At 44.1% G+C, this 18561-nt stretch carries 21 protein-coding genes and 3 pseudogenes; 19 read left to right on the top strand and 5 right to left on the bottom strand.

The window, feature by feature from the left end; all coding sequences use genetic code 11:
• The first annotated feature begins 10 nt into the window (after positions 1–10).
• The 4 genes from upp (at position 11) to F890_RS05515 (ending at position 2461) form a co-directional block, all read left to right on the top strand.
• Positions 11–646 carry a uracil phosphoribosyltransferase gene (gene upp, locus F890_RS05530; RefSeq protein WP_004280765.1) on the top strand — a complete coding sequence of 212 codons (636 nt, stop codon included), beginning with the start codon at positions 11–13 and terminating at the stop codon, positions 644–646.
• A gap of 84 nt (positions 647–730) precedes the next feature.
• Positions 731–1024, top strand: coding sequence for a cold shock domain-containing protein (locus tag F890_RS05525; RefSeq protein WP_005106209.1), 294 nt, complete (start codon positions 731–733; stop codon positions 1022–1024).
• 192 nt (positions 1025–1216) lie between these two features.
• A complete protein-coding gene (locus tag F890_RS05520) occupies positions 1217–1576 on the top strand; it encodes a hypothetical protein (protein WP_005265971.1) in 360 nt (119 codons plus the stop codon).
• 162 nt (positions 1577–1738) lie between these two features.
• Positions 1739–2461 carry a cold shock domain-containing protein gene (locus F890_RS05515; RefSeq protein ID WP_005265970.1) on the top strand — a complete coding sequence of 241 codons (723 nt, stop codon included), beginning with the start codon at positions 1739–1741 and terminating at the stop codon, positions 2459–2461.
• Positions 2462–2500: 39 nt separating this feature from the next.
• Here F890_RS05515 and gigC read toward each other — a convergent pair whose 3' ends face one another.
• Positions 2501–3379 (bottom strand): LysR family transcriptional regulator GigC, encoded by an 879-nt coding sequence (gene gigC / locus F890_RS05510; RefSeq protein ID WP_005265969.1) that lies wholly within the window; start codon positions 3377–3379, stop codon positions 2501–2503.
• A gap of 85 nt (positions 3380–3464) precedes the next feature.
• On the opposite strand from gigC, the gene F890_RS05505 reads away from it, so the two are divergent.
• Positions 3465–4226 (top strand): ferredoxin--NADP reductase, encoded by a 762-nt coding sequence (locus F890_RS05505; protein ID WP_005265968.1) that lies wholly within the window; start codon positions 3465–3467, stop codon positions 4224–4226.
• Between the two features lie 220 nt (positions 4227–4446).
• On the opposite strand, the pseudogene F890_RS05500 reads toward F890_RS05505, so the two are convergent.
• Positions 4447–4788: pseudogene (locus F890_RS05500) on the bottom strand (transposase domain-containing protein); the annotation flags it as partial.
• A 108-nt stretch (positions 4789–4896) separates the two neighbouring features.
• Positions 4897–5319 carry a hypothetical protein gene (locus F890_RS05495; RefSeq protein ID WP_004280758.1) on the bottom strand — a complete coding sequence of 141 codons (423 nt, stop codon included), beginning with the start codon at positions 5317–5319 and terminating at the stop codon, positions 4897–4899.
• Between the two features lie 149 nt (positions 5320–5468).
• Between F890_RS05495 and eat the strand changes: the two are divergent.
• The 11 genes and pseudogenes from eat to F890_RS18740 form a co-directional block, all read left to right on the top strand.
• Positions 5469–6503: pseudogene (eat, locus tag F890_RS18540) on the top strand (ethanolamine permease); the annotation flags it as partial.
• A gap of 85 nt (positions 6504–6588) precedes the next feature.
• Positions 6589–6972 carry an IS66-like element accessory protein TnpA gene (tnpA, locus tag F890_RS05485; protein ID WP_005094709.1) on the top strand — a complete coding sequence of 128 codons (384 nt, stop codon included), beginning with the start codon at positions 6589–6591 and terminating at the stop codon, positions 6970–6972.
• Positions 6969–7304 (top strand): IS66 family insertion sequence element accessory protein TnpB, encoded by a 336-nt coding sequence (tnpB, locus tag F890_RS05480; RefSeq protein ID WP_004282310.1) that lies wholly within the window; start codon positions 6969–6971, stop codon positions 7302–7304. Before tnpA ends, tnpB begins: the two co-directional genes overlap by 4 nt.
• Positions 7305–7378: 74 nt before the next feature.
• Positions 7379–9004, top strand: coding sequence for an IS66 family transposase (tnpC, locus tag F890_RS05475; RefSeq protein WP_005265962.1), 1626 nt, complete (start codon positions 7379–7381; stop codon positions 9002–9004).
• A gap of 31 nt (positions 9005–9035) precedes the next feature.
• A pseudogene (locus tag F890_RS05470) lies at positions 9036–9452 on the top strand (ethanolamine permease); the annotation flags it as partial.
• 25 nt (positions 9453–9477) lie between these two features.
• Complete coding sequence (locus tag F890_RS05465) at positions 9478–10881, top strand: ethanolamine ammonia-lyase subunit EutB (RefSeq protein ID WP_005265960.1); 1404 nt, start codon at positions 9478–9480, stop codon at positions 10879–10881.
• A 9-nt stretch (positions 10882–10890) separates the two neighbouring features.
• Positions 10891–11706, top strand: a complete 816-nt coding sequence (eutC, locus tag F890_RS05460) for an ethanolamine ammonia-lyase subunit EutC (protein WP_005265959.1) — start codon at positions 10891–10893, stop codon at positions 11704–11706.
• A 138-nt stretch (positions 11707–11844) separates the two neighbouring features.
• Positions 11845–12177, top strand: coding sequence for a hypothetical protein (locus F890_RS05455; RefSeq protein ID WP_005265958.1), 333 nt, complete (start codon positions 11845–11847; stop codon positions 12175–12177).
• 201 nt (positions 12178–12378) lie between these two features.
• Complete coding sequence (locus F890_RS05450; protein WP_005265957.1) at positions 12379–14325, top strand: mechanosensitive ion channel; 1947 nt, start codon at positions 12379–12381, stop codon at positions 14323–14325.
• Positions 14326–14393: 68 nt separating this feature from the next.
• A complete protein-coding gene (locus F890_RS18745; RefSeq protein WP_005106221.1) occupies positions 14394–14561 on the top strand; it encodes a hypothetical protein in 168 nt (55 codons plus the stop codon).
• A 129-nt stretch (positions 14562–14690) separates the two neighbouring features.
• On the top strand, positions 14691–14840 hold the full coding sequence (locus F890_RS18740; RefSeq protein WP_005247874.1) for a hypothetical protein: 150 nt from the start codon (positions 14691–14693) through the stop codon (positions 14838–14840).
• 29 nt (positions 14841–14869) lie between these two features.
• Here F890_RS18740 and F890_RS05445 read toward each other — a convergent pair whose 3' ends face one another.
• The gene (locus F890_RS05445; protein ID WP_005265956.1) at positions 14870–16069 is read right to left on the bottom strand and encodes a BaiN/RdsA family NAD(P)/FAD-dependent oxidoreductase; all 1200 of its coding nucleotides are present in this window, start codon (positions 16067–16069) and stop codon (positions 14870–14872) included.
• Positions 16070–16256: 187 nt separating this feature from the next.
• Here F890_RS05445 and F890_RS05440 point away from each other — a divergent pair, with 187 nt between their 5' ends.
• The gene (locus F890_RS05440; protein ID WP_005106226.1) at positions 16257–16580 is read left to right on the top strand and encodes a DUF4870 family protein; all 324 of its coding nucleotides are present in this window, start codon (positions 16257–16259) and stop codon (positions 16578–16580) included.
• Here F890_RS05440 and F890_RS05435 read toward each other — a convergent pair.
• On the bottom strand, positions 16577–17458 hold the full coding sequence (locus F890_RS05435; RefSeq protein ID WP_005265955.1) for a 1-aminocyclopropane-1-carboxylate deaminase/D-cysteine desulfhydrase: 882 nt from the start codon (positions 17456–17458) through the stop codon (positions 16577–16579). The two genes, F890_RS05440 and F890_RS05435, sit on opposite strands and share 4 nt — an antisense overlap.
• Positions 17459–17638: 180 nt before the next feature.
• On the opposite strand from F890_RS05435, the gene F890_RS05430 reads away from it, so the two are divergent.
• Positions 17639–17821 (top strand): NF038215 family lipoprotein, encoded by a 183-nt coding sequence (locus F890_RS05430; RefSeq protein ID WP_005265954.1) that lies wholly within the window; start codon positions 17639–17641, stop codon positions 17819–17821.
• A 103-nt stretch (positions 17822–17924) separates the two neighbouring features.
• Positions 17925–18548 (top strand): LysE family translocator, encoded by a 624-nt coding sequence (locus F890_RS05425; RefSeq protein ID WP_004280739.1) that lies wholly within the window; start codon positions 17925–17927, stop codon positions 18546–18548.
• The last annotated feature ends 13 nt before the right edge of the window (positions 18549–18561 follow it).

Here is an 18561-nt window from a genome sequence, read left to right as displayed (position 1 = left end):
GTGTTCTCCCGTGGCAATCCATGAAATCCGTCATCCACTCATTCGACATAAGCTTGGTTTACTCCGTCGTGCAGATATTAGTACCAAAAATTTCCGTGAGTTAGCTCAAGAAGTGACCATGCTTCTGACTTATGAAGCAACTAAAGACCTGCCAATGGTTGAACATGATATTGATGGCTGGAATGGTGCTGTTACAGTTGACCGTATTGCGGGTAAAAAAATCACGGTTGTGCCAATTCTACGTGCCGGTATTGGTATGCTCGACGGTTTCCTGAACCTGATTCCAAGTGCAAAAGTATCAGTACTTGGTTTAGAGCGTGATGAAGAAACTCTGGAAGCACGTACCTATTATAAAAAACTGGTTCCAGACGTACAAAACCGTATCGCGATGATCATTGATCCAATGTTGGCGACTGGTTCTTCTTTAGTGGCTGCCATTGATGTACTGAAAGCCAGCGGCTGTAAAGATATTCGTGTGATGGTTCTGGTTGCTGCACCAGAAGGCATTAAGCGTGTAGAAGCTACGCATCCGGATGTGGTGATTTTTACTGCTTCTATCGATAATGGCTTAAATGAAAATGGTTATATCGTTCCAGGTCTTGGCGATGCTGGCGATAAAATCTTTGGTTCAGTTCAAAAAGACTAATTTTTGAATATGATGAAAAAAGGGGCTACTACAGCCTCTTTTTTATATAATGTAGACAGGGCATTTTCAGGATAGGACAATAGCATGAAAGATGAATTGTATCAGGGCAAAATCAAACAGTATGACCCTGCCAAAGGTTTCGGTTTTATTGGCTGCGCTGAGGGAGATGTATTCTTCCATATTTCAGACTTCCCTGCAGCAGAAGGCGAGCCAAAACGCAATGAACGCGTGAAATTTAATGTTGTTGAAAATGGCGATAAGTACAAAGCGATTAAGATTGAACGTGTCGAAGACAACTCAAAGAAAGCTAAAAAAACCAAAGTGGCGACACACAATAAATCAATTACATCGGTATTGTTAAACAACTTCCGCGGTTAATAGATAATCTTCATACTTAAATCGTGTTTAGTCACATTTAAAAAGAGGCTTTCGAGCCTCTTTTTTATAGTGCCACCGCTTACATATTCAAAGAGACAGATAACACATAAAAAATCCACCAAATAGCAACAATGCTGAGCATTTCCTTTGGCTTAGAATACAAATTAAATGAATTCTATAGAGAAAAGTGTCATGTTTACGGATGGAAAAATTAAAACTTACGATTCCGAACGTGGTATGGGTACTTTGGAGTTGGTAGGGGAAGCTCAAGAGTTAAGTTTCAAGTTACAGGATCTACCTTCGCCTGAAATTGAGCCACAAATTGGAAAGCGGCTTAAATTTAGTATCATTCCTCAACAAGAAAGCATGACCTTAGACAACATGGTACGTCTAGATATTAAAGCGCAGGATGAATTTGTGCCAGAAGTCGTCGCCTTGCAATCCTTGGCACCCACAGTCGCTGTTCCTGTACGTAATTCACTTTTCTTTAGTCCGACCCTATGGCTGGCATTGGCATCAGCTGTTGGTTTTATGATTTTTGGCGAAGTATAAATAAAAACAGAAATTTTATTTTTTTACTTTTAACTAGGGATCTATTCTTCCGCCATAAGATGCACTTCTAGTTTTTATGTTTCTGCTTTAGAGAATTTTACAAAAGATTTTCAGTCTCTTTTTGATTACAATCATAAAAAATATTAAAGATAAGAGCGAATTATGTTTCAAGAGGGGAAAATCAAAACCTATAACGAAGATCGTGGTTTTGGTTTTATTCAGATCGAAGGGCAATCCAAAGATTTATTTTTCCATGTCAAAGACTTTCCCAATAAAAATATTCCGCCAAAAATGGGGGAAAAATTAAAGTTTTTGATTGTGGAAGATAATGGAAAGTTTAAGGCAAACCATATTATTCGCTTGGATATTAAGCAAGAAGTTCCTGTTACACAAAACAATGATCTACATGGAGATACTGAAACCAGAGCTTCTCTACGTTATGAAAAGAAAAAATCATCAACTACATCAAAAATAATCACAATATCAGGACTGGTGATTATGGTGATTCTTGCTGTTCTTGTTTATAACAAATACCAAAGCTACCAAGTTCAAAAACAGCAAAAGCTGGAAAGACTGATGGTAGAGCAGCAACGAATTGTCGCTGAGCAGCGAGCAGCGCAAGGTGATCTACCTATGCAAGGATTATCTGAGCAGGGCAGGAAGAACCTGGAAAATCGCGGCACTGAGTTAAGAAGCCAAAGTAACCCCGTTAATCCGAAAACTTCAGAAACGGCTGCACCATCTGTATCTCAATTTAAATGCGATGGTCGAGAACACTGTGGTCAGATGGGTTCTTATGAGGAAGCATTATTTTTTATTCGTAACTGTCCGAATACTAAAATGGATGGTGACGGCGATGGGATACCATGTGAAAGTCAGTTTTGATGAATCATAAAAAAAGCACCTGAAGGTGCTTTTAATATTTTAGCTTTCACAAAAATTCATAAAGGCTCTCAGACCGGGACCCTGATATTTCTGGCGATGTACCAGCATAAACAGAGGACGAGTCAGTGACCAGAATGGTGTATCCAGAATTACCAATTGACCTTTTTCACGTAAAGGCTCAATTGCAAGTTTGGAAATGCAGGACATGCCGATTCCGCCCGCTACGATTTTTAAAATCGCTTCATTATGACCGAGTGTTAGACGGATATTGGCATCCGGCACATCTTTTAAAATGGCATTGTCAAACACTTCACGGGTACCTGAACCTTCTTCACGCAAAATCCATTCTACAGATTTGAAATCTTCAGCGGTTAGTTCACTGTTTAATTGCGCAAGGGGGTGGTCTGGTGCACAGCACACAGCCAGCTCATCATCACGCCAATGGATACATTGGAGCTGTGGCAAATGACATGAACCTTCAATTAAGGCAAGATCCAGCTGGAACTGATTCACCGCTTCAATCATTTGACGGGTATTACCGACTTGAAGCTGTAAATGTGCTTGCGGCTTGATTTTCAAGAAATCGGCCATTAGGTCAGGAATCAGGTAATCTGAAATCGTCAGGGTTGCACCTAAACGTAAATCGATACTTTGAAGCTCACCTTTAGCGACTTGTTCAAAAGATTCACAACGACCTAAAATTTCCAGGGCTTGAGGGAGAAGAAAGCGCCCCAGGTCATTCAGCTGTAAACGTTTGCCTAGACGGTCAAATAGTGGAGCACCCAGACCATCTTCCAGATCTGCTAAAGCCATACTAGCCGCACTTTGTGTAAGCTTGACGGCATCGCTAGCCTTCGTTACGGTACCCTCTTGTGCCACTGCTACAAAAACAGCCAATTGGCGTAAAGTCATGCGCATGAGTAGAGCCTTAACATTTAAAAAATATTAATAAATTATGTTGCCATGCTACCATGAGCACAGTCTTTCATGCCACGTTGAAATCATGTCAATTGAAAAATTTACCCGAGCAAAAGTTTTATCTGTACACCGTTGGACCAATACATTATTTAGTTTTACGATGACACGCCCGGCACATTTTAAGTTTACCGCAGGGCAGTTTGCGCGTATTGGTTTGCAAGTGGGGGATGAACTGGTGGTTCGTGCCTATTCGGTAGTGTCATCTCCTTTTGATGAAACTCTGGAGTTTTTCTCGATTGTCGTTCCAGAAGGTAAATTTACTTCCAATTTACAGCACCTCAAAGTCGGGGATGTGCTGCATCTGGAAAAAATTCCTTATGGTTATCTGACTCTGGCACGTTATCAATTGCCTTTGCCTAAAGACTTGTGGTTACTGGGTACCGGCACGGGGCTGGCACCGTTTATTTGTATGTTGCAAGACTTTGAAACCTGGAGAAAATACGAAAAAATCAATCTGGTTTATAGTGTGCGCACCCGGGCAGAACTCGCTTATGTAGACCGGATTCAGGAAATCGCCGAGACCTTTGGTGAAGGACATACCGGTTTTAAGTTTATCCCGATTATTACCCGTGAGCCTGATGCACCTTTGCACGACCGTTTACCGATTTTGATTGCCAATGGTGAGCTGGAAAAGGCAGCAGGTATCGCGTTTAATCCGGAAACGACGCATGTCATGCTTTGTGGTAACCCGGATATGGTCGATGATACCAAAGAAGCCTTAAAAGCTCGTGGCCTGACCATGAACCGTCGTGGTGAAGGAAATATTGCGGTCGAGAATTACTGGTAAGGTTGAAGGATTTATGAGCAAAACCCCCTGCTTGAAGGCAATGCGGTTCCTTTAACAGGAGCGAGATTGTGATATCTAGGGGATAACGGTTTTTTGACATCTTAACTGTTCGAGGCCTTGTAGGCTTCGAATGCTTCTCCAAAAACAAACTACCTATCCCTGATCTAAGTTCCGATAGAAGTCTCCCATGATCAGCTGGATAATGCTGGTGTCCCTAGTGTTGACCGGTCTGGTGAAATAGCCACTCCACAGGATCTGCACCAAGATGTTTACGTGCTTCGGTTAGACCAATGCGCGTCAGCAAGTCATAAGAGGTTAACCACTTATCGCAAATATTGAGTCTTCTTGCTGCTGCATGGATGAGGACATCACGAAAAATCGCCATTCCAAGAACCAGCCAAAATACCTGATCTGCAGGCAAGCACCGCCTGTGAATAGTCGCGGAACTGCTCAACCTGAGTGTGGACTCGACCCACTCAACGGGGATATTGTGAATAAAAGTACTCAGATTCAAGAGATTAAACAGATTATTAAGATCTAGAATATCCTGCTGAAATACCATAAAAAATCCGATGCCAAACCTGCCATCGGATTCTCTAATAAATTCCATGATGATTCAAATATTTAAGTGAAAAGCATTGCCCATCGCGGAGGTTTTTTCGATTCAAGCTTAATGCACAAACATATCCATGGATTCACGGATTTCCTGAATGGCGGTTTCGACATCGGGGCTGAGCCAGGTCGGTTCAAAGAATCCGGCATAGTGCTCAATACGGTCTGCAGGCACTACCAGACGCACCGGACAGTCTTCTTCTAGTAAGCGCCATGGAATAATCGGCACTTCATTATCCAGCCACGCCGTTACATCTCGAATATCGATAATCATCGCATTGACACAGTCCGGAAAAGGCATCACGGAAAATTCTTCGGTACGACGACGGAAATATTCCAGATCCTGCCAGCGAAGCAGGAAGCTTGGCTTGCTAAATTCAATAATTCCAATCAGATGCTGATCACGACTGTAGTGCAGCGTACATTGATGTGTGACGTCAGTATCAAGATCAAGCGATACACTTTGTTGACGATACGCCATATAACTCGGGTGTATAAATGAGAAGGTGGATAATTATAACGCATTTCATCGCTGAAAGGCAGCGTCTCAACTGTCTTCACTAAAGCCTGCGGAACTGGTATGGCTTATGCATATCTTCAGGGAACAACGATAAAAACAACGAGGTTGCTATGTCAGAGTCAAAAAGTGTGATTGATACCAGTGTGACTGAAACAGCAGTACAAGAAGATTATTTTGCCTTGCGCCAGCTCAAGAAAGGCGCCGTAGGTTGGCTGCTTCTCGTCGGTCTGGGGGTCGCGTATGTGATTTCCGGTGACTTCGCTGGCTGGAATTTTGGTTTGGCACAGGGGGGTTGGGGAGGCATGTTTATTGCGACCATTGTGGTGGCATTCATGTATCTGTGTATGTGTCTGGCCATGTCCGAAATGTCGACCATGCTGCCGACTGCAGGTGGGGGTTACAGTTTTGCTCGTACTGCTTTTGGTCCCTTTGGCGGCTATCTGACCGGGAGTGCCATCCTGATTGAATATGCCATTGCTCCGGCAGCAATTGCCTGTTTCATTGGTGCCTATTGCGAAGCCTTGTTTGGTATTGGCGGCTGGATCATTTATCTGGTGAGCTATCTGGTTTTTATGGGCTTGCATCTGAAAGGTGCAGGTGAAGCACTCAAGATCATGTTTGTGATTACCGCAATTGCTGCGGTTGCCTTGATGGTGTTTATCTTTGGCATGTTGCCTCATTTTAATAGTGCAAACCTGTTTGATATTGCGGTCAGTACGGAAGCGGCGGGTGCAAGCAGTTTCCTGCCATTGGGCTATCTGGGCATCTAGGCAGCAGTGCCTTATGCGATCTGGTTTTTTCTGGCAGTTGAAGGGGTGCCGCTGGCAGCAGAGGAGGCCAAAGAGCCAGCTAAATCCTTGCCGCGTGGCCTGATTGGTTCCATGCTGATTCTGGCATTCTTTGCGCTAAGTATTTTGTTACTCGGTCCTGGCGCAGCAGGTGCAGATACGCTGAAAAATTCCGGTGCACCGCTGGTGGATGCCTTGGTTGCAGTGTATGGCGCCAATACCTGGATGGCAAGTTTCGTGAATTTTGTCGGTCTCGCTGGTCTGATTGCCAGTTTCTTCTCGATTATCTATGCCTATTCCCGTCAAATTTTTGCGCTCTCACGTGCCGGTTATTTACCGAAAAAATTGTCCTTAACGTAAGCGTCCGCTGAACACACCTTATGAATTCGTCCTATAAGCCTTAATTTAGTCCCCACTTAAAAACAAGTGGGGACTAAAATTTATGACTACAAATCACCAGACATCCATCGCATCTCTTGCGAAAAAACGAAGAACATACAGTGCTGAATTTAAACAGCAGATCGTTCAGGCTTGTAAAGCACCGGACGTTTCAATTGCTTCGGTCGCTTTGCAACATGGATTGAATACAAATCTCGTATCCAAATGGATTCGCTTAATTGATGCTAAGCCAGGGAATGATCGCTCACCACTACCGAATAAACCTGCATTTATTGCCTTATCCTGCTCTGCACCATTAGATCCTACTCCTACTGACATGTTAACGGTTCAAATTACTTTACCCCACTCAAAAGCAGAAATTGGCTTGAAATGGCAAGTATCAAAAATATCTGCTTTAGCAGAATTACTCAAGGCACTGGCAACATGATCCGTATCGATGAAATCTGGTTGTCTACCCAGCCCATGGACATGCGAGCAGGCATGGATACGGCCATGGCTCAGGTGGTGAGAGCCTTTGGCTACATCAAACCGCATTGTGCTTACCTGTTCTGTAATAAACGTGGCCATCGCATGAAAGTACTGGTGCATGATGGACTGGGGATCTGGCTGTGTGCCCGGCGGCTGGAACAGGGCAAATTTCACTGGGCTAAAGTTCACCAGGGTGAAAGCGTAGCCCTCAGCCCGGAACAGTTACAGGCACTGATCCAGGGTTTGCCCTGGCAGCGCATTGGACAACAGCAGGTAGTGACGATGCTCTAAACCAGGTTGGTGCATTCTGCTATTCTCCAAACGTTCTATTTCCTCTGCGTCATGACCTCAGGCATACTGAGGTCATGAATACGCTGCCTGACTTAAGCCAACTGACCCATGAACAACTGCTGGAATTCACCAGGCAGTTGGCGCTGCAGCATCAGTCTCTAGCACAATCAAACCAGCAATTAGATGCCAGAGTTCAACATCTTGAAGTCACCAATCAGCAATTAGATTCTAAAGTTCAACATCTTTCTATTCTCAATCAAAAATACGAGCATGAACTCGCACTATTTAAACAGCACAAATTCGGCAGTAAAAACGAACATCTCACTGCAAAACAAATCCATCTCTGGGATGAAGCGGTCGAAGAAGATATTGCAGCCGTTGATCTGGAACTGGAACGGCTGAATGCAGATAAAACCGATGCAGCGACACACAAAGCCAAAGCAAATAAACCTAAACGTCGACTGCTGCCCGATCATCTACACACCATTCGTATTGAGCATGAACCAGCATCAACCCAATGCAGTTGTGGCTGCCAGTTACGTCGTATCGGCGAAGATATCAGTGAAAAACTGCATTTCAGACCGGCACAGTTCTATAAGGAACAGCATGTGCGTGGCAAATGGGTCTGTGATCAGTGTGACACCCTGACTCAGCAAGCGATGCCTGCCTATGTGATTGATAAAGGCATTGCTTCACCTGAACTGCTCAGCCATGTGCTGGTATCGAAGTATGCCGATCATTTACCGCTGTACCGTCAACGTCTGATCTATCAGCGGGCGGGAATCGAACTTTCTAGATCAACTTTATCTGACTGGATAGGTCGCTGCGGTGTGGAACTGGAACCTCTGGCCAATGCCTTAAAAGAGGTGGTGCTGCAACAGCGGGTGATCCATGCCGATGAAACGCCGGTCACCATCATGCGGATGAGTGATGATGAGAAAAAACCGAAGAAAGGTTATGTCTGGGCCTATGCCACTACACAGTACAATCCAGTTCAAGCGGTGATCTATGACTTTCAGGATAGCCGTTCAGGTCAGCATGCAGAAGAGTTCCTGAATGGCTGGCAGGGCCATCTGGTCTGTGATGATTACAGTGGTTATAAAGCACGCTTTAAATCAGGCGATGTCATTGAGGTGGGCTGCATGGCGCATGCGCGTCGTAAATTCCATGAACTGCATGTGACTGGGAAAAGTCAGATCGCTGAACAGGCATTACTGATGATTCAGAAACTGTATGCGATAGAAGCAGAACTCAGGAAAAAGACCGATAGTACAGCAGAACACCGCCGCGAATACCGACAACAGCACAGCCAACCGGTGATGCAACAACTGTATGAATGGCTCAACCAACATTATCTGACGGTGCCATCGAGTTCTCCAACCGCCAAGGCCATCAATTACAGTCTGAAGCGTTGGCCAGCCTTAAGCCGCTATCTGGATGATGGCAATCTACCCATTGACAATAACTGGGCAGAGAACTCAATGCGTCCCTGGGCATTGGGCCGTAAGAACTGGTTGTTTGCAGGTTCGCTGCGCAGTGGACAGCGAGCGGCAAATATCATGACTTTAATCCAGTCAGCAAAGCTGAATGGGTTGGATCCGTATGCCTATCTCAGTGATGTGCTGAAAAGGTTGCCGACACATAAAGTGACCCAAATAGAAGAATTACTGCCACACCGCTGGAAATCCGACCAAAATTAAAAAATAGGCATGGGATTCAGCGGACGCTTACTCCTTAACCAACAGCAATCATGCACCTTATTTGGCCATCATTATTCCAGGGATTATTGGCTTCCTGTTATCCCTTTCAGGTGAAGGTGATTTGCTGATTCTGATGGCGGTCTTTGGTGCCACTATTTCCTATGTCTTGATGATGATGTCCTACATCAAGCTTAAACTGTCTCGACCAAATCTGGCACGTCCGTATAAAGCACCGGGCGGTATTGTGACTGCGTCCATTGAGCTGGTACTTGCTGCGATTGCAGTGGTTGCAGGCTTTCTGGTCGATCCAAAAGTCTGGTTAATGGCAGCCGCTATTTACGTGGCACTGATTCTCTATTTCCTACTGTATAGCCGTCATCATCTGGTGGCCGGTACACCGGAAGAAGAATTTGTCCGTATCGAGGCAGCAGAAAAGGAATTGAAATAAACCATCTTGCAGGGAGAACTTGCTTATGTTGTATCAGATCAATGTGGCCAGTCAGCATTATGTCTTTGAGGATCTAAAAACCTTATTGGCCAAGGCTACGCCTGAACGTTCTGGTGATCAGCTGGCAGGGATTGCGGCCGTGGATGCAACCGAGCGTGTCGCTGCACAAATGTGTCTGGCAGAGGTACCGTTACAGCAGTTTTTGCAAGAAGCAGTGGTTCCTTATGAAGATGATGAAATCACCCGCCTGATTCTGGATGAACATGATGCTGATGCCTTTTATCCGATCTCGCATTTTACTGTCGTAGATTTCCGTAACTGGCTGCTGAGTGCAGATGCCACCACAGAAAAACTTGCTGCTTTAAAAATGGGCCTGATTCCGGAAATGGTGGCGGCAGTGAGCAAGATTATGCGTAATCAGGATCTGATTCTGGTGGCAAAAAAAAGTCGTGTAGTTACGCGGTTTAGAAATACCATTGGTCTGGAAGGGCATCTTTCCACCCGCTTGCAGCCGAACCATCCGACTGATGATGTGATGGGAATTTCAGCTTCGATTCTGGATGGGCTGATGTACGGCAATGGTGATGCAGTCATCGGAATCAACCCAGCTACAGATAATCTGCAGAATTTGACTGAGCTGCTCAAACTACTCGATCACGTTATTCAGGAATATGATATTCCGACTCAATCTTGTGTTTTGACCCATATTACTTCTGGCATTCAGCTGGCAAATAAAAATGTTCCGATTGATTTAATGTTCCAGTCCATTGCGGGAACCGAAAAAGCCAATACCGGTTTCGGGATCAATCTGGCGCTGTTGCAGGAAGGTTATGAGGCCGCTTTAAGCCTGCAACGCGGCACCGTGGGCCAAAATGTCATGTATTTTGAAACCGGACAGGGCAGTGCCTTGTCTAGCAATGGCCATCATGGCGTGGATCAACAGACCGTGGAAGCACGTGCCTACGCCGTGGCGCGTAAGTTTAATCCCTTGCTGGTCAATACCGTGGTCGGCTTTATCGGACCGGAATATCTGTATAACGGCAAGCAGATTATCCGGGCCGGGCTGGAAGATCATTTCTGTGGCAAGCTGCTCGGTGTACCAATGGGCTGTGATATTTGCTACACCAATCATGCCGATGCCGATGCCGATGCCGATGCCGATCAAGATGATATGGATGTAATGCTGACCTTGCTTGCCAATGCCGGACTGAATTTTATTATGGGTATTCCCGGTTCAGATGACGTGATGTTGAACTATCAGACAACCTCCTTTCATGATGCGCTCTACATCCGGCAATTACTGGGATTAAAACCGGCACCCGAATTTGACTACTGGCTGGAGCATCAGGGAATTTTGGCGCAACAGTCTAATCAGCTGCACTGGCCAACAGAGTTGCCGAAGCAATTTTTACGTCTAATCCTGTCTTGAGGAAGTACTATGAAACTGATTGCCGGTGTGAAATTTGAGTCCCAATTACAGGATAATCCCTGGCAGAAATTAAAAGCCTTTACTGATGCACGGATTGCCTTAGGTCGAACTGGGGGCAGCTTGCCGACTCGACCAAGTCTGGAATTTCAGTTGGCACATGCGCAAGCTAAAGATGCGGTACTGAAGCCACTTGATGTTGAATTCTTAAAATCTGGCTTAGCTAAAACGGGACTGCCTATTCTGGAAATTGAAAGCCAGGCGGTAGAGAAAGATCTTTATCTTAAACGTCCCGATCTTGGGCGTGTGCTTTTAGAACAGTCCAAAACGATATTGCAGCAATACCGGGCCGAACATCAGCAACATTGGGATGTAGCCATTGTGCTGGGAGATGGGCTCTCGGCACGTGCCATTGAGGAAAATAGCCCGCATTTTATTTCGGCGTTGCTGGAGGCTTGTAAAGAACAAGGCTGGCAGATTGCCCCCTTGGTGATAGCCCGTGGCAGTCGTGTGGCACTTGGCGATGAAGTGGCAGAAATTTTACAGGCGAAAATGCTGGTCATGCTGATTGGCGAACGGCCGGGTTTGAGCTCACCGGACAGTATGGGAATTTACTACACTTATAATGCTTTTAAAGGTTGTCATGATGCCTTGCGTAACTGTATTTCCAATGTCCGTCCTGCCGGCTTGACCTATCCACTTGCCATCCAGCGACTGGTGGCATTGATGCGTAAATCCTGTGAGTTACAGCTTTCAGGAGTACAGTTGAAAGATGAACACCAAACCCCAGTCGACATACAACATAGCCCGGCCAAACGGCTATTTTAAAGCAGTAACCAGCAGAGAATTCTGATGGATTAGTGACTTACATCCCGTCACCATCTCACCATGTTTTGTCACAGAAGCCCTATTCACAGCTTGTTATTCTAAAAATCTACTTATGAATAACAAAGAGTGAGAATGGTTATGGTCGATGATTTCAATAAAAAGCCACCTTTAAATCATCAAGCAGACGTGACGCAAAAAAAGCGTATCCCTGTTTATATCTTGATTTTGGTCGGTATTTTTTTACTCGCACTACTGTTCTATATGTTTGCTGACATGAATCCAGATGCGAATGATGCTCCTGCAGGACATCCAAATCCGAATGTACAGCCTGCTACCCCAAATAATTCAACTCCAGTCGGTGAGCCTACACAAGGCACCGCCACCATGAATGATGGAACGGAAGCCACAGCAACCGTAGGTGATAGCACAGAAGCAACAGCAACTGCGACTGATGGACAGGCGACTCAATAACTGAAAATACCTGAAAAGCTCTAGTGAACCACTGGGGCTTTTTTGCAATGGATGGTGATGTTTTAAGGTAGTGCCATCTACCTGGCTTGAGTCTGAAAACATCAAATCTAATATGAATTCGGAAGAAGAAGGGGCTGATTGTTTCAGGGAGATGCCCCCGATTTCAGATAAATAGCTTAATAACAAAGAGGGTAGAACAACATGAATGATTATATGAGAAGCCCACGTGGAGGCTTCGATGCCATGTACTACTGGGATCAGTTTCATCCCATTCTTAGTGCAATTGCCATATTAGTAATTGGCTGGATCATTGCGTTACTGGTCTCGGCAGGCGTTAAAAAGCTCTTGCAAAAACTGGGCACCAATACACATTTAAATACGGCGACAGGTCATCACTCCAATGTGGAGAGCATTATCGCCCGCGTCGTGTTCTGGATTATTCTGATTATTGCCGTGATTGGTGCGCTGAACGTACTTAATCTGACCAGTGTCAGCGGTCCATTCAGTAATATGATCCAGCAGTTCCTGTTATTTATCCCGCAGTTACTAGGTGCAATTGCAGTCGGATTCATAGGTTGGATTGTGGCCAATCTGGTGAAGATAGGGCTACAAAAACTGCTAGACCGAACGCAACTCGATGAAAAACTCAGTGCTGAAGTCGGTGTCAGTCCGATTAGTAAAAACATCAGTGAAATTGCTTACTGGTTAATTTTATTACTGTTCTTACCAATCGTGCTGTCTATTCTGGGTCTCAACGGTCTGCTGTTACCAGTTCAGAATATGCTGACCGATGTTGTTAGTTACTTACCAAACATCTTCATTGCTGCAGTCATCATTTTTGTCGGTTATATCCTGGCGAAAATTGTGCGCGGTATTGTTGAAGGACTATTAAACAGTCTGAACGTACAGCAACATGCTGAAAAAGTAGGCATCTTCAAAAACTCGAATGTTTCTCAGGTGATTGGTTCATTTATCTTCGCCGTGGTGATCATTACCGCACTGATCATTGCATTTGAAGCATTGGGTATCGAGGCCATTTCTCAGCCTGCTACAGCCATGCTGTATGAAATCATGAATGCCATTCCGAATATCATCGCTGCTGCGTTGATTCTGATTCTGGCGTATGTGGTGTCTAAACTGGTAGCACGTCTGGTAGTTGAAGTAGTTGCCGGTACAGGTGTTGATGAAATTCCTGCCAAACTGGATATCCAGCGTTTTTTAGGCACGACTAAACTTTCCAGTGTAGTCGGTTTCCTGATCGTTTTATTCACCATGCTATTTGCGGTATCTGAAGCAGCGAACCGTCTGGGCTTTGAACAGATCAGTGGTCTGATTGCAATGTTCATCTACTTCGGTGCCAATATCCTGCTCGGTGCGGTGATTCTGGTAATCGGTTTCTGGCTGGCAAATATTGTTGCGAATATCGTACAACGTGGTGAATATAACAGCTCACGCTGGTTAGCCAATCTGGTTCGTGTTCTGATCATGGGACTCGTTGTGGCAATGGGTCTGCGTGCCATGGGTATTGCCGATTCAATTGTTAACTTGGCATTTGGTCTAACTTTGGGTGCTGTAGCAGTGGCATTTGCCTTGGCATTTGGTTTGGGTGGTCGTCAACCTGCGGAGCGTGTACTCACAGATTTGATCGATAAAGCCAAACGTGAGGCCAAAGACCCCAATCCAGTCAAAGAACAAGCTGAGAACAGCATATTTTCTGGATTAGGTGGCAAGACCACAGGTACAAGTGCAGCTGATATGTCAGGCACTACAGGTGCGGCGATGGGTATGAGTTCTACCGATAGCTCAATGAGCCAGTCCTTTAGCGGTTCGCAAACGGCTACAGGTACTAGCGATTCCTCAATCTCAACTCCAGGAGCAGGCATCATGCCAAATCAGGATTCAGACAAGAGTACGCGTATGAGTACGGATTTATCCCATACTACCCCGGCAATCCTTACCACTGCACCACAGGATGATGAGTCATTAGGTATTGATCCTGTCAATCCGGATGCGGATCAGGCCGTACCAGATTCAGTAAAAGTCGATCCGACTCATCCACCAGCCAATAATCCATTTGGTTCAACCGGAGAAAAAGAGCCAGATGTCGATATTGATCGTTCAACTCAGAAAAAAGATGACCTGAAATAACCTTTTATTTTTAAGCAAAATCGACCACGCTCATGTGGTCGATTTTGTTCAGTCATAAGGAAAAATGAATGAATACCAAGAAACCTAACAAAGTTCTGGCGCCTTTAGTCATTGCAGGAATTACGATTGGCTTTTTTACCGCTGCCTATCGATTTATTTTTGTAAAGAGCAAGCAGGACGAGCAGTCTGAGCGGGAGCTGGATAAGAAAATACCAGAGGCAGACGAATTTAACTGAGAAGTCAATCCTGCTCAGTCGCTAGGAATAGAATTTATTTTTTAAAAAATATAGAATATTCAAGTGAATACTAAAATGATTTTGGTATTTTTCTTGCATTAAAAATATAAAGAAAAGGAGATCAACAATATGTGGAAAGCACTGCAACATAAATTCATGGCATCTTCAGCAGATGACTTACCGCTATGTCTGCGAGAAGCTCAAAAAATGCAGCTGGCGATTGACCGTCTAACCAATACGGCCAATCTTAACCTGTTTAAAACAGATTATCTGGAATGAGTTAAGTAGCAATCCAGATTATCTATTGATTAAATATATTCCGATGCGGCATGTGCCGATGACCATGCCCATTGGAAATTATAACCGCCCAAATGTCCGGTAACATCCAGTACTTCACCAATAAAATACAAGCCTTTCTGCTTTTTACTTTCCATGGTTTTTGAGGATACTTCCGTGGTGTCTACACCACCCAAAGTCACCTCCGCCGTACGGTAGCCTTCTGTTCCTGAAGGTTTCACTTCAAGGCCATGCAGACGTGCCGCAATCTGTTCCAGCTTATCATCGCTGATATTACCAATGGCAGTTTCAGCACTTTCAGTCCAGATCAGAATTTGTAATTCAGCCACCACACTTTTCGGTAAATATTCATTGAGGAGTGTACGTAATAAGACTTTGGGCTGGCTTTGTTTTTTTGCTTTAAAGAAATCCAGTAAGTCTACACTCGGTAAGAAATCGACCTTAAAGCTTTGACCGACATTCCAGTAGTTAGAAAGTTGCAGGGAACTCGGCCCACTCAAACCGCGATGGGTAAATAAGAGGGCTTCGGTAAAGCTGTTAAGTTCATTAGAGAGTGTTGCTTCTACGGCATTACCACTTAAGCGCGTGGTCACTTCTTTAAATCCGTCAGAGAAGGTAAATGGAACCAGTCCGGCACGAGTCGGATAGAGGTGATGTCCAAACTGTTTTGCAATCTCATAGCCAATGCCTGAACCGCCAAGCGTAGGAATAGATAAACCGCCAGATGCCACGACGACAGATTCAACTTCAAAATATCCCAGTGAGGTCGCCACCTGAAAGCCTTGATCATCGACTGGATTCACTGCTTTCACTTCGCAACTGGTCTTAATATCGACCAGACCGGTTTTATCACATTCTGCCAGCAGCATCGACAAGATATCTTTTGCACCATTTAAGGTAAACAGCTGTCCATGTTTGCGCTCTTCATAAGCAATGCCATATTCACAAACCAAGCCGATAAAGTCCCAGTTGGTATAACGCGTTAAAGCTGAAATCACAAAATGTGGATTGTGTGAAATATAATTGCTCGGTTCGACTTCCAGATTGGTGAAATTACATTTACCACCGCCAGACATCAGGATTTTTTTGCCAACCTTGTTGGCTTTTTCCACCACCACGACTTTACGCCCACGTTGCGCAGCCATATACGCCGTCATTAAACCTGAGGCACCGGCACCTATGACTAGAACATCGTATTGCTTGGAAGACATCACACACTCAAGGGAGAAGAAAAGGGAAGCATTATAGACAATTTTATTTCAGCTTTCTCTATTCCAGAAAAATCAGTTCCGTGATTGCAGATTTGCAGCGCATTTTAAACATAAAATATTTGAAAGCTGCTTAAAACTCATGCATAGCTTTTGTACAAACTAAAAACATAATAACAAGGAAAAGCGAATGGCAAGTGCGGAAGATTTAAAACAATATAATCTGATTACATATATTCTTTATATTTTAGGATTTTTTCTTGGTCTTACCCCATTTATTGCGATTGTGATGAATTATATCAAGCGTGATGAAATGCGCGGTACCTGGCTGGAAAGTCATGTCGATTGGCAAATTAAAACCTTCTGGATCAGTTTGCTGGGTTATATCGTCGGTGGCTTATTGACTGTGATCTTGATTGGCTTCCTGATCGTGTTTCTGGTCTTTATCTGGCATATCTACCGCTTGGTCAAAGGGTTAATTGCCTTAAATAACAATCAACCAATTCAAGCTTAGGTTGCTGTAAAACCAAAGGGAATATTACGGCCTTGCAGACCACCACTATGAATGACCAGCAGTTTTGATCCAGCCGGAAAATAATTTTTCTCGATCAAATCAAAAATTCCCATCAGCATTTTAGCCGTGTAGATCTGCTCCAGTGGAATTGAAAATTCGGCCTCAAAATCCCGGATAAACTGCACTAAGGCTGCACTGGTTTTGGCATAGCCACCACAGCAATAATCATCGAGAATGTTCCAGTTGGTTTTTTTCGTCAGCTGGGCGACTTCATCTTTTAAAAATGAACCTTTCAGTGCAGAAAATCCTAAAACCTGTTGATGCCCATGACTGGCTTCGATCAATCCGCTGATGGTGCCACCAGTCCCTACTGCACAACAAATGACATCAAATTGCGCATCATTTTCTTTTAAAATTTCCTGACAACCTTGAATCGCCAAAGCATTGGTTCCACCTTCAGGAATAATATAATGATTAGGAAATTGTCGAGCGAGTTCAGCCAAATACTCAGGCTGTTGCTTGCGCCGATATTCATCACGACTGACGAAATGCAACTGCATCCCGAATTGCTGGGCGGTGGCTAATGTTGGATTCAATGTTCGATCAGCCAGTTCTTCACCCCGAATCACTCCAACACTCTGAAAACCAAACTGTTGTGCGGCAAATGCAGTTGCCGCAATATGATTGGAGTAAGCACCGCCAAAACTCAGAATATGCTGATAACCCTGTCTTTTGGCTTCAAGAAAATTATATTTCAGTTTAAAAAACTTGTTGCCCGAAATTTGCGGATGCACCAGATCCAGACGACGTATTGTTAAAGTAATATCGTGAAAATTAATCTGTTGATCTGGAATATTTTGGGCAATGGTTTCAAACATAAAAGTTCGCAAAGTTCATGATGTAAGCATTATAGCGGAAGTGCTAAAAATCAGAGCTTTTGAATAGGCAATCGCGAGCTGATCGCTGTCGAATTGGTTGTAGATTGTCACAAATATTCTGCTGATAATTTAAACAATAATGCTAATCTAAACAGAGGAAACCCTGAGGAGGGTAGAATAATGAAAATATTATCCTATGCTGTGTTGTTAGGCCTGTTGCTCAGTTTGTCGGGCTGTGATGATGCGTTGAATAAACCTAAAACAGAAACCCGTACCATGATTATTGGTGGCGTACCTGTACATGAGCAGGATTATCAACTGCTAGACAAGCATTTAAGTGCTCAGGATCAGTTAAAACCTTAAGTGATTGCAAACGTTAAAATTCATGATAAATCCAGAAATTTTTACAGCAAATCTTCAGGTTTTTGCTTAAAATAGCCCTTCAATTTTTAAGTCAGGTTATCTCGTGGAATCATTCTGGATTTTAGGTTCGATTGCTTTTGCCCTGATGTTAGGCGCAATGAGTCCCGGGCCGACTTCTATTTATGTAGCAAAAAATTCAATTGCTATTTCACGTAAACATGGTTTATTTACTGCATTGGGTACTGGTCTCGGCGCAGCGATTTTTGGTCTGCTGGCGGTACTCGGTTTACAGGCATTTTTGCTGGCTGTACCTTCGGCTTATCTGGCTTTAAAAATTTGTGGGGGACTATATTTACTTTGGCTGGCATTTAAAATCATTAAACATGCCAAAGATCCGATCGAAGCGGATACAACCATTAGCAAACAGATGTCTTTACGCCGTGCTTTTACCACTGGTTTAATCACACAGTTGTCCAATCCCAAAATTGCGATTGTGCTGGCCAGTATTTTTACCGCGTTATTGCCCAAAGAAATTCCAACGTATTTTTATTTTGTTTTGCCTGTCTTATGTTTCTTTATTGATGCAGGCTGGTGTTCACTAGTCGCAGTTGCATTATCTGCGGAAAAGCCACGTCGTGTTTATTTGAAGTTTAAGGCTTTGTTTGACCGCGCAGCAGGCGCAGTTATGACGGTACTTGGCTTAAAATTAATTTTTGGTATGAAGTAATTACTTCATCTAG

The sequence above is a fragment of the Acinetobacter sp. CIP 64.7 genome (genome assembly GCF_000369745.1).
In the GTDB taxonomy this organism is placed as follows: Bacteria; Pseudomonadota; Gammaproteobacteria; order Pseudomonadales; family Moraxellaceae; genus Acinetobacter; species Acinetobacter fasciculus.
Note: the sequence above shows the minus strand (reverse complement) of the source record. Positions and strands in the feature narration are given on the sequence as shown.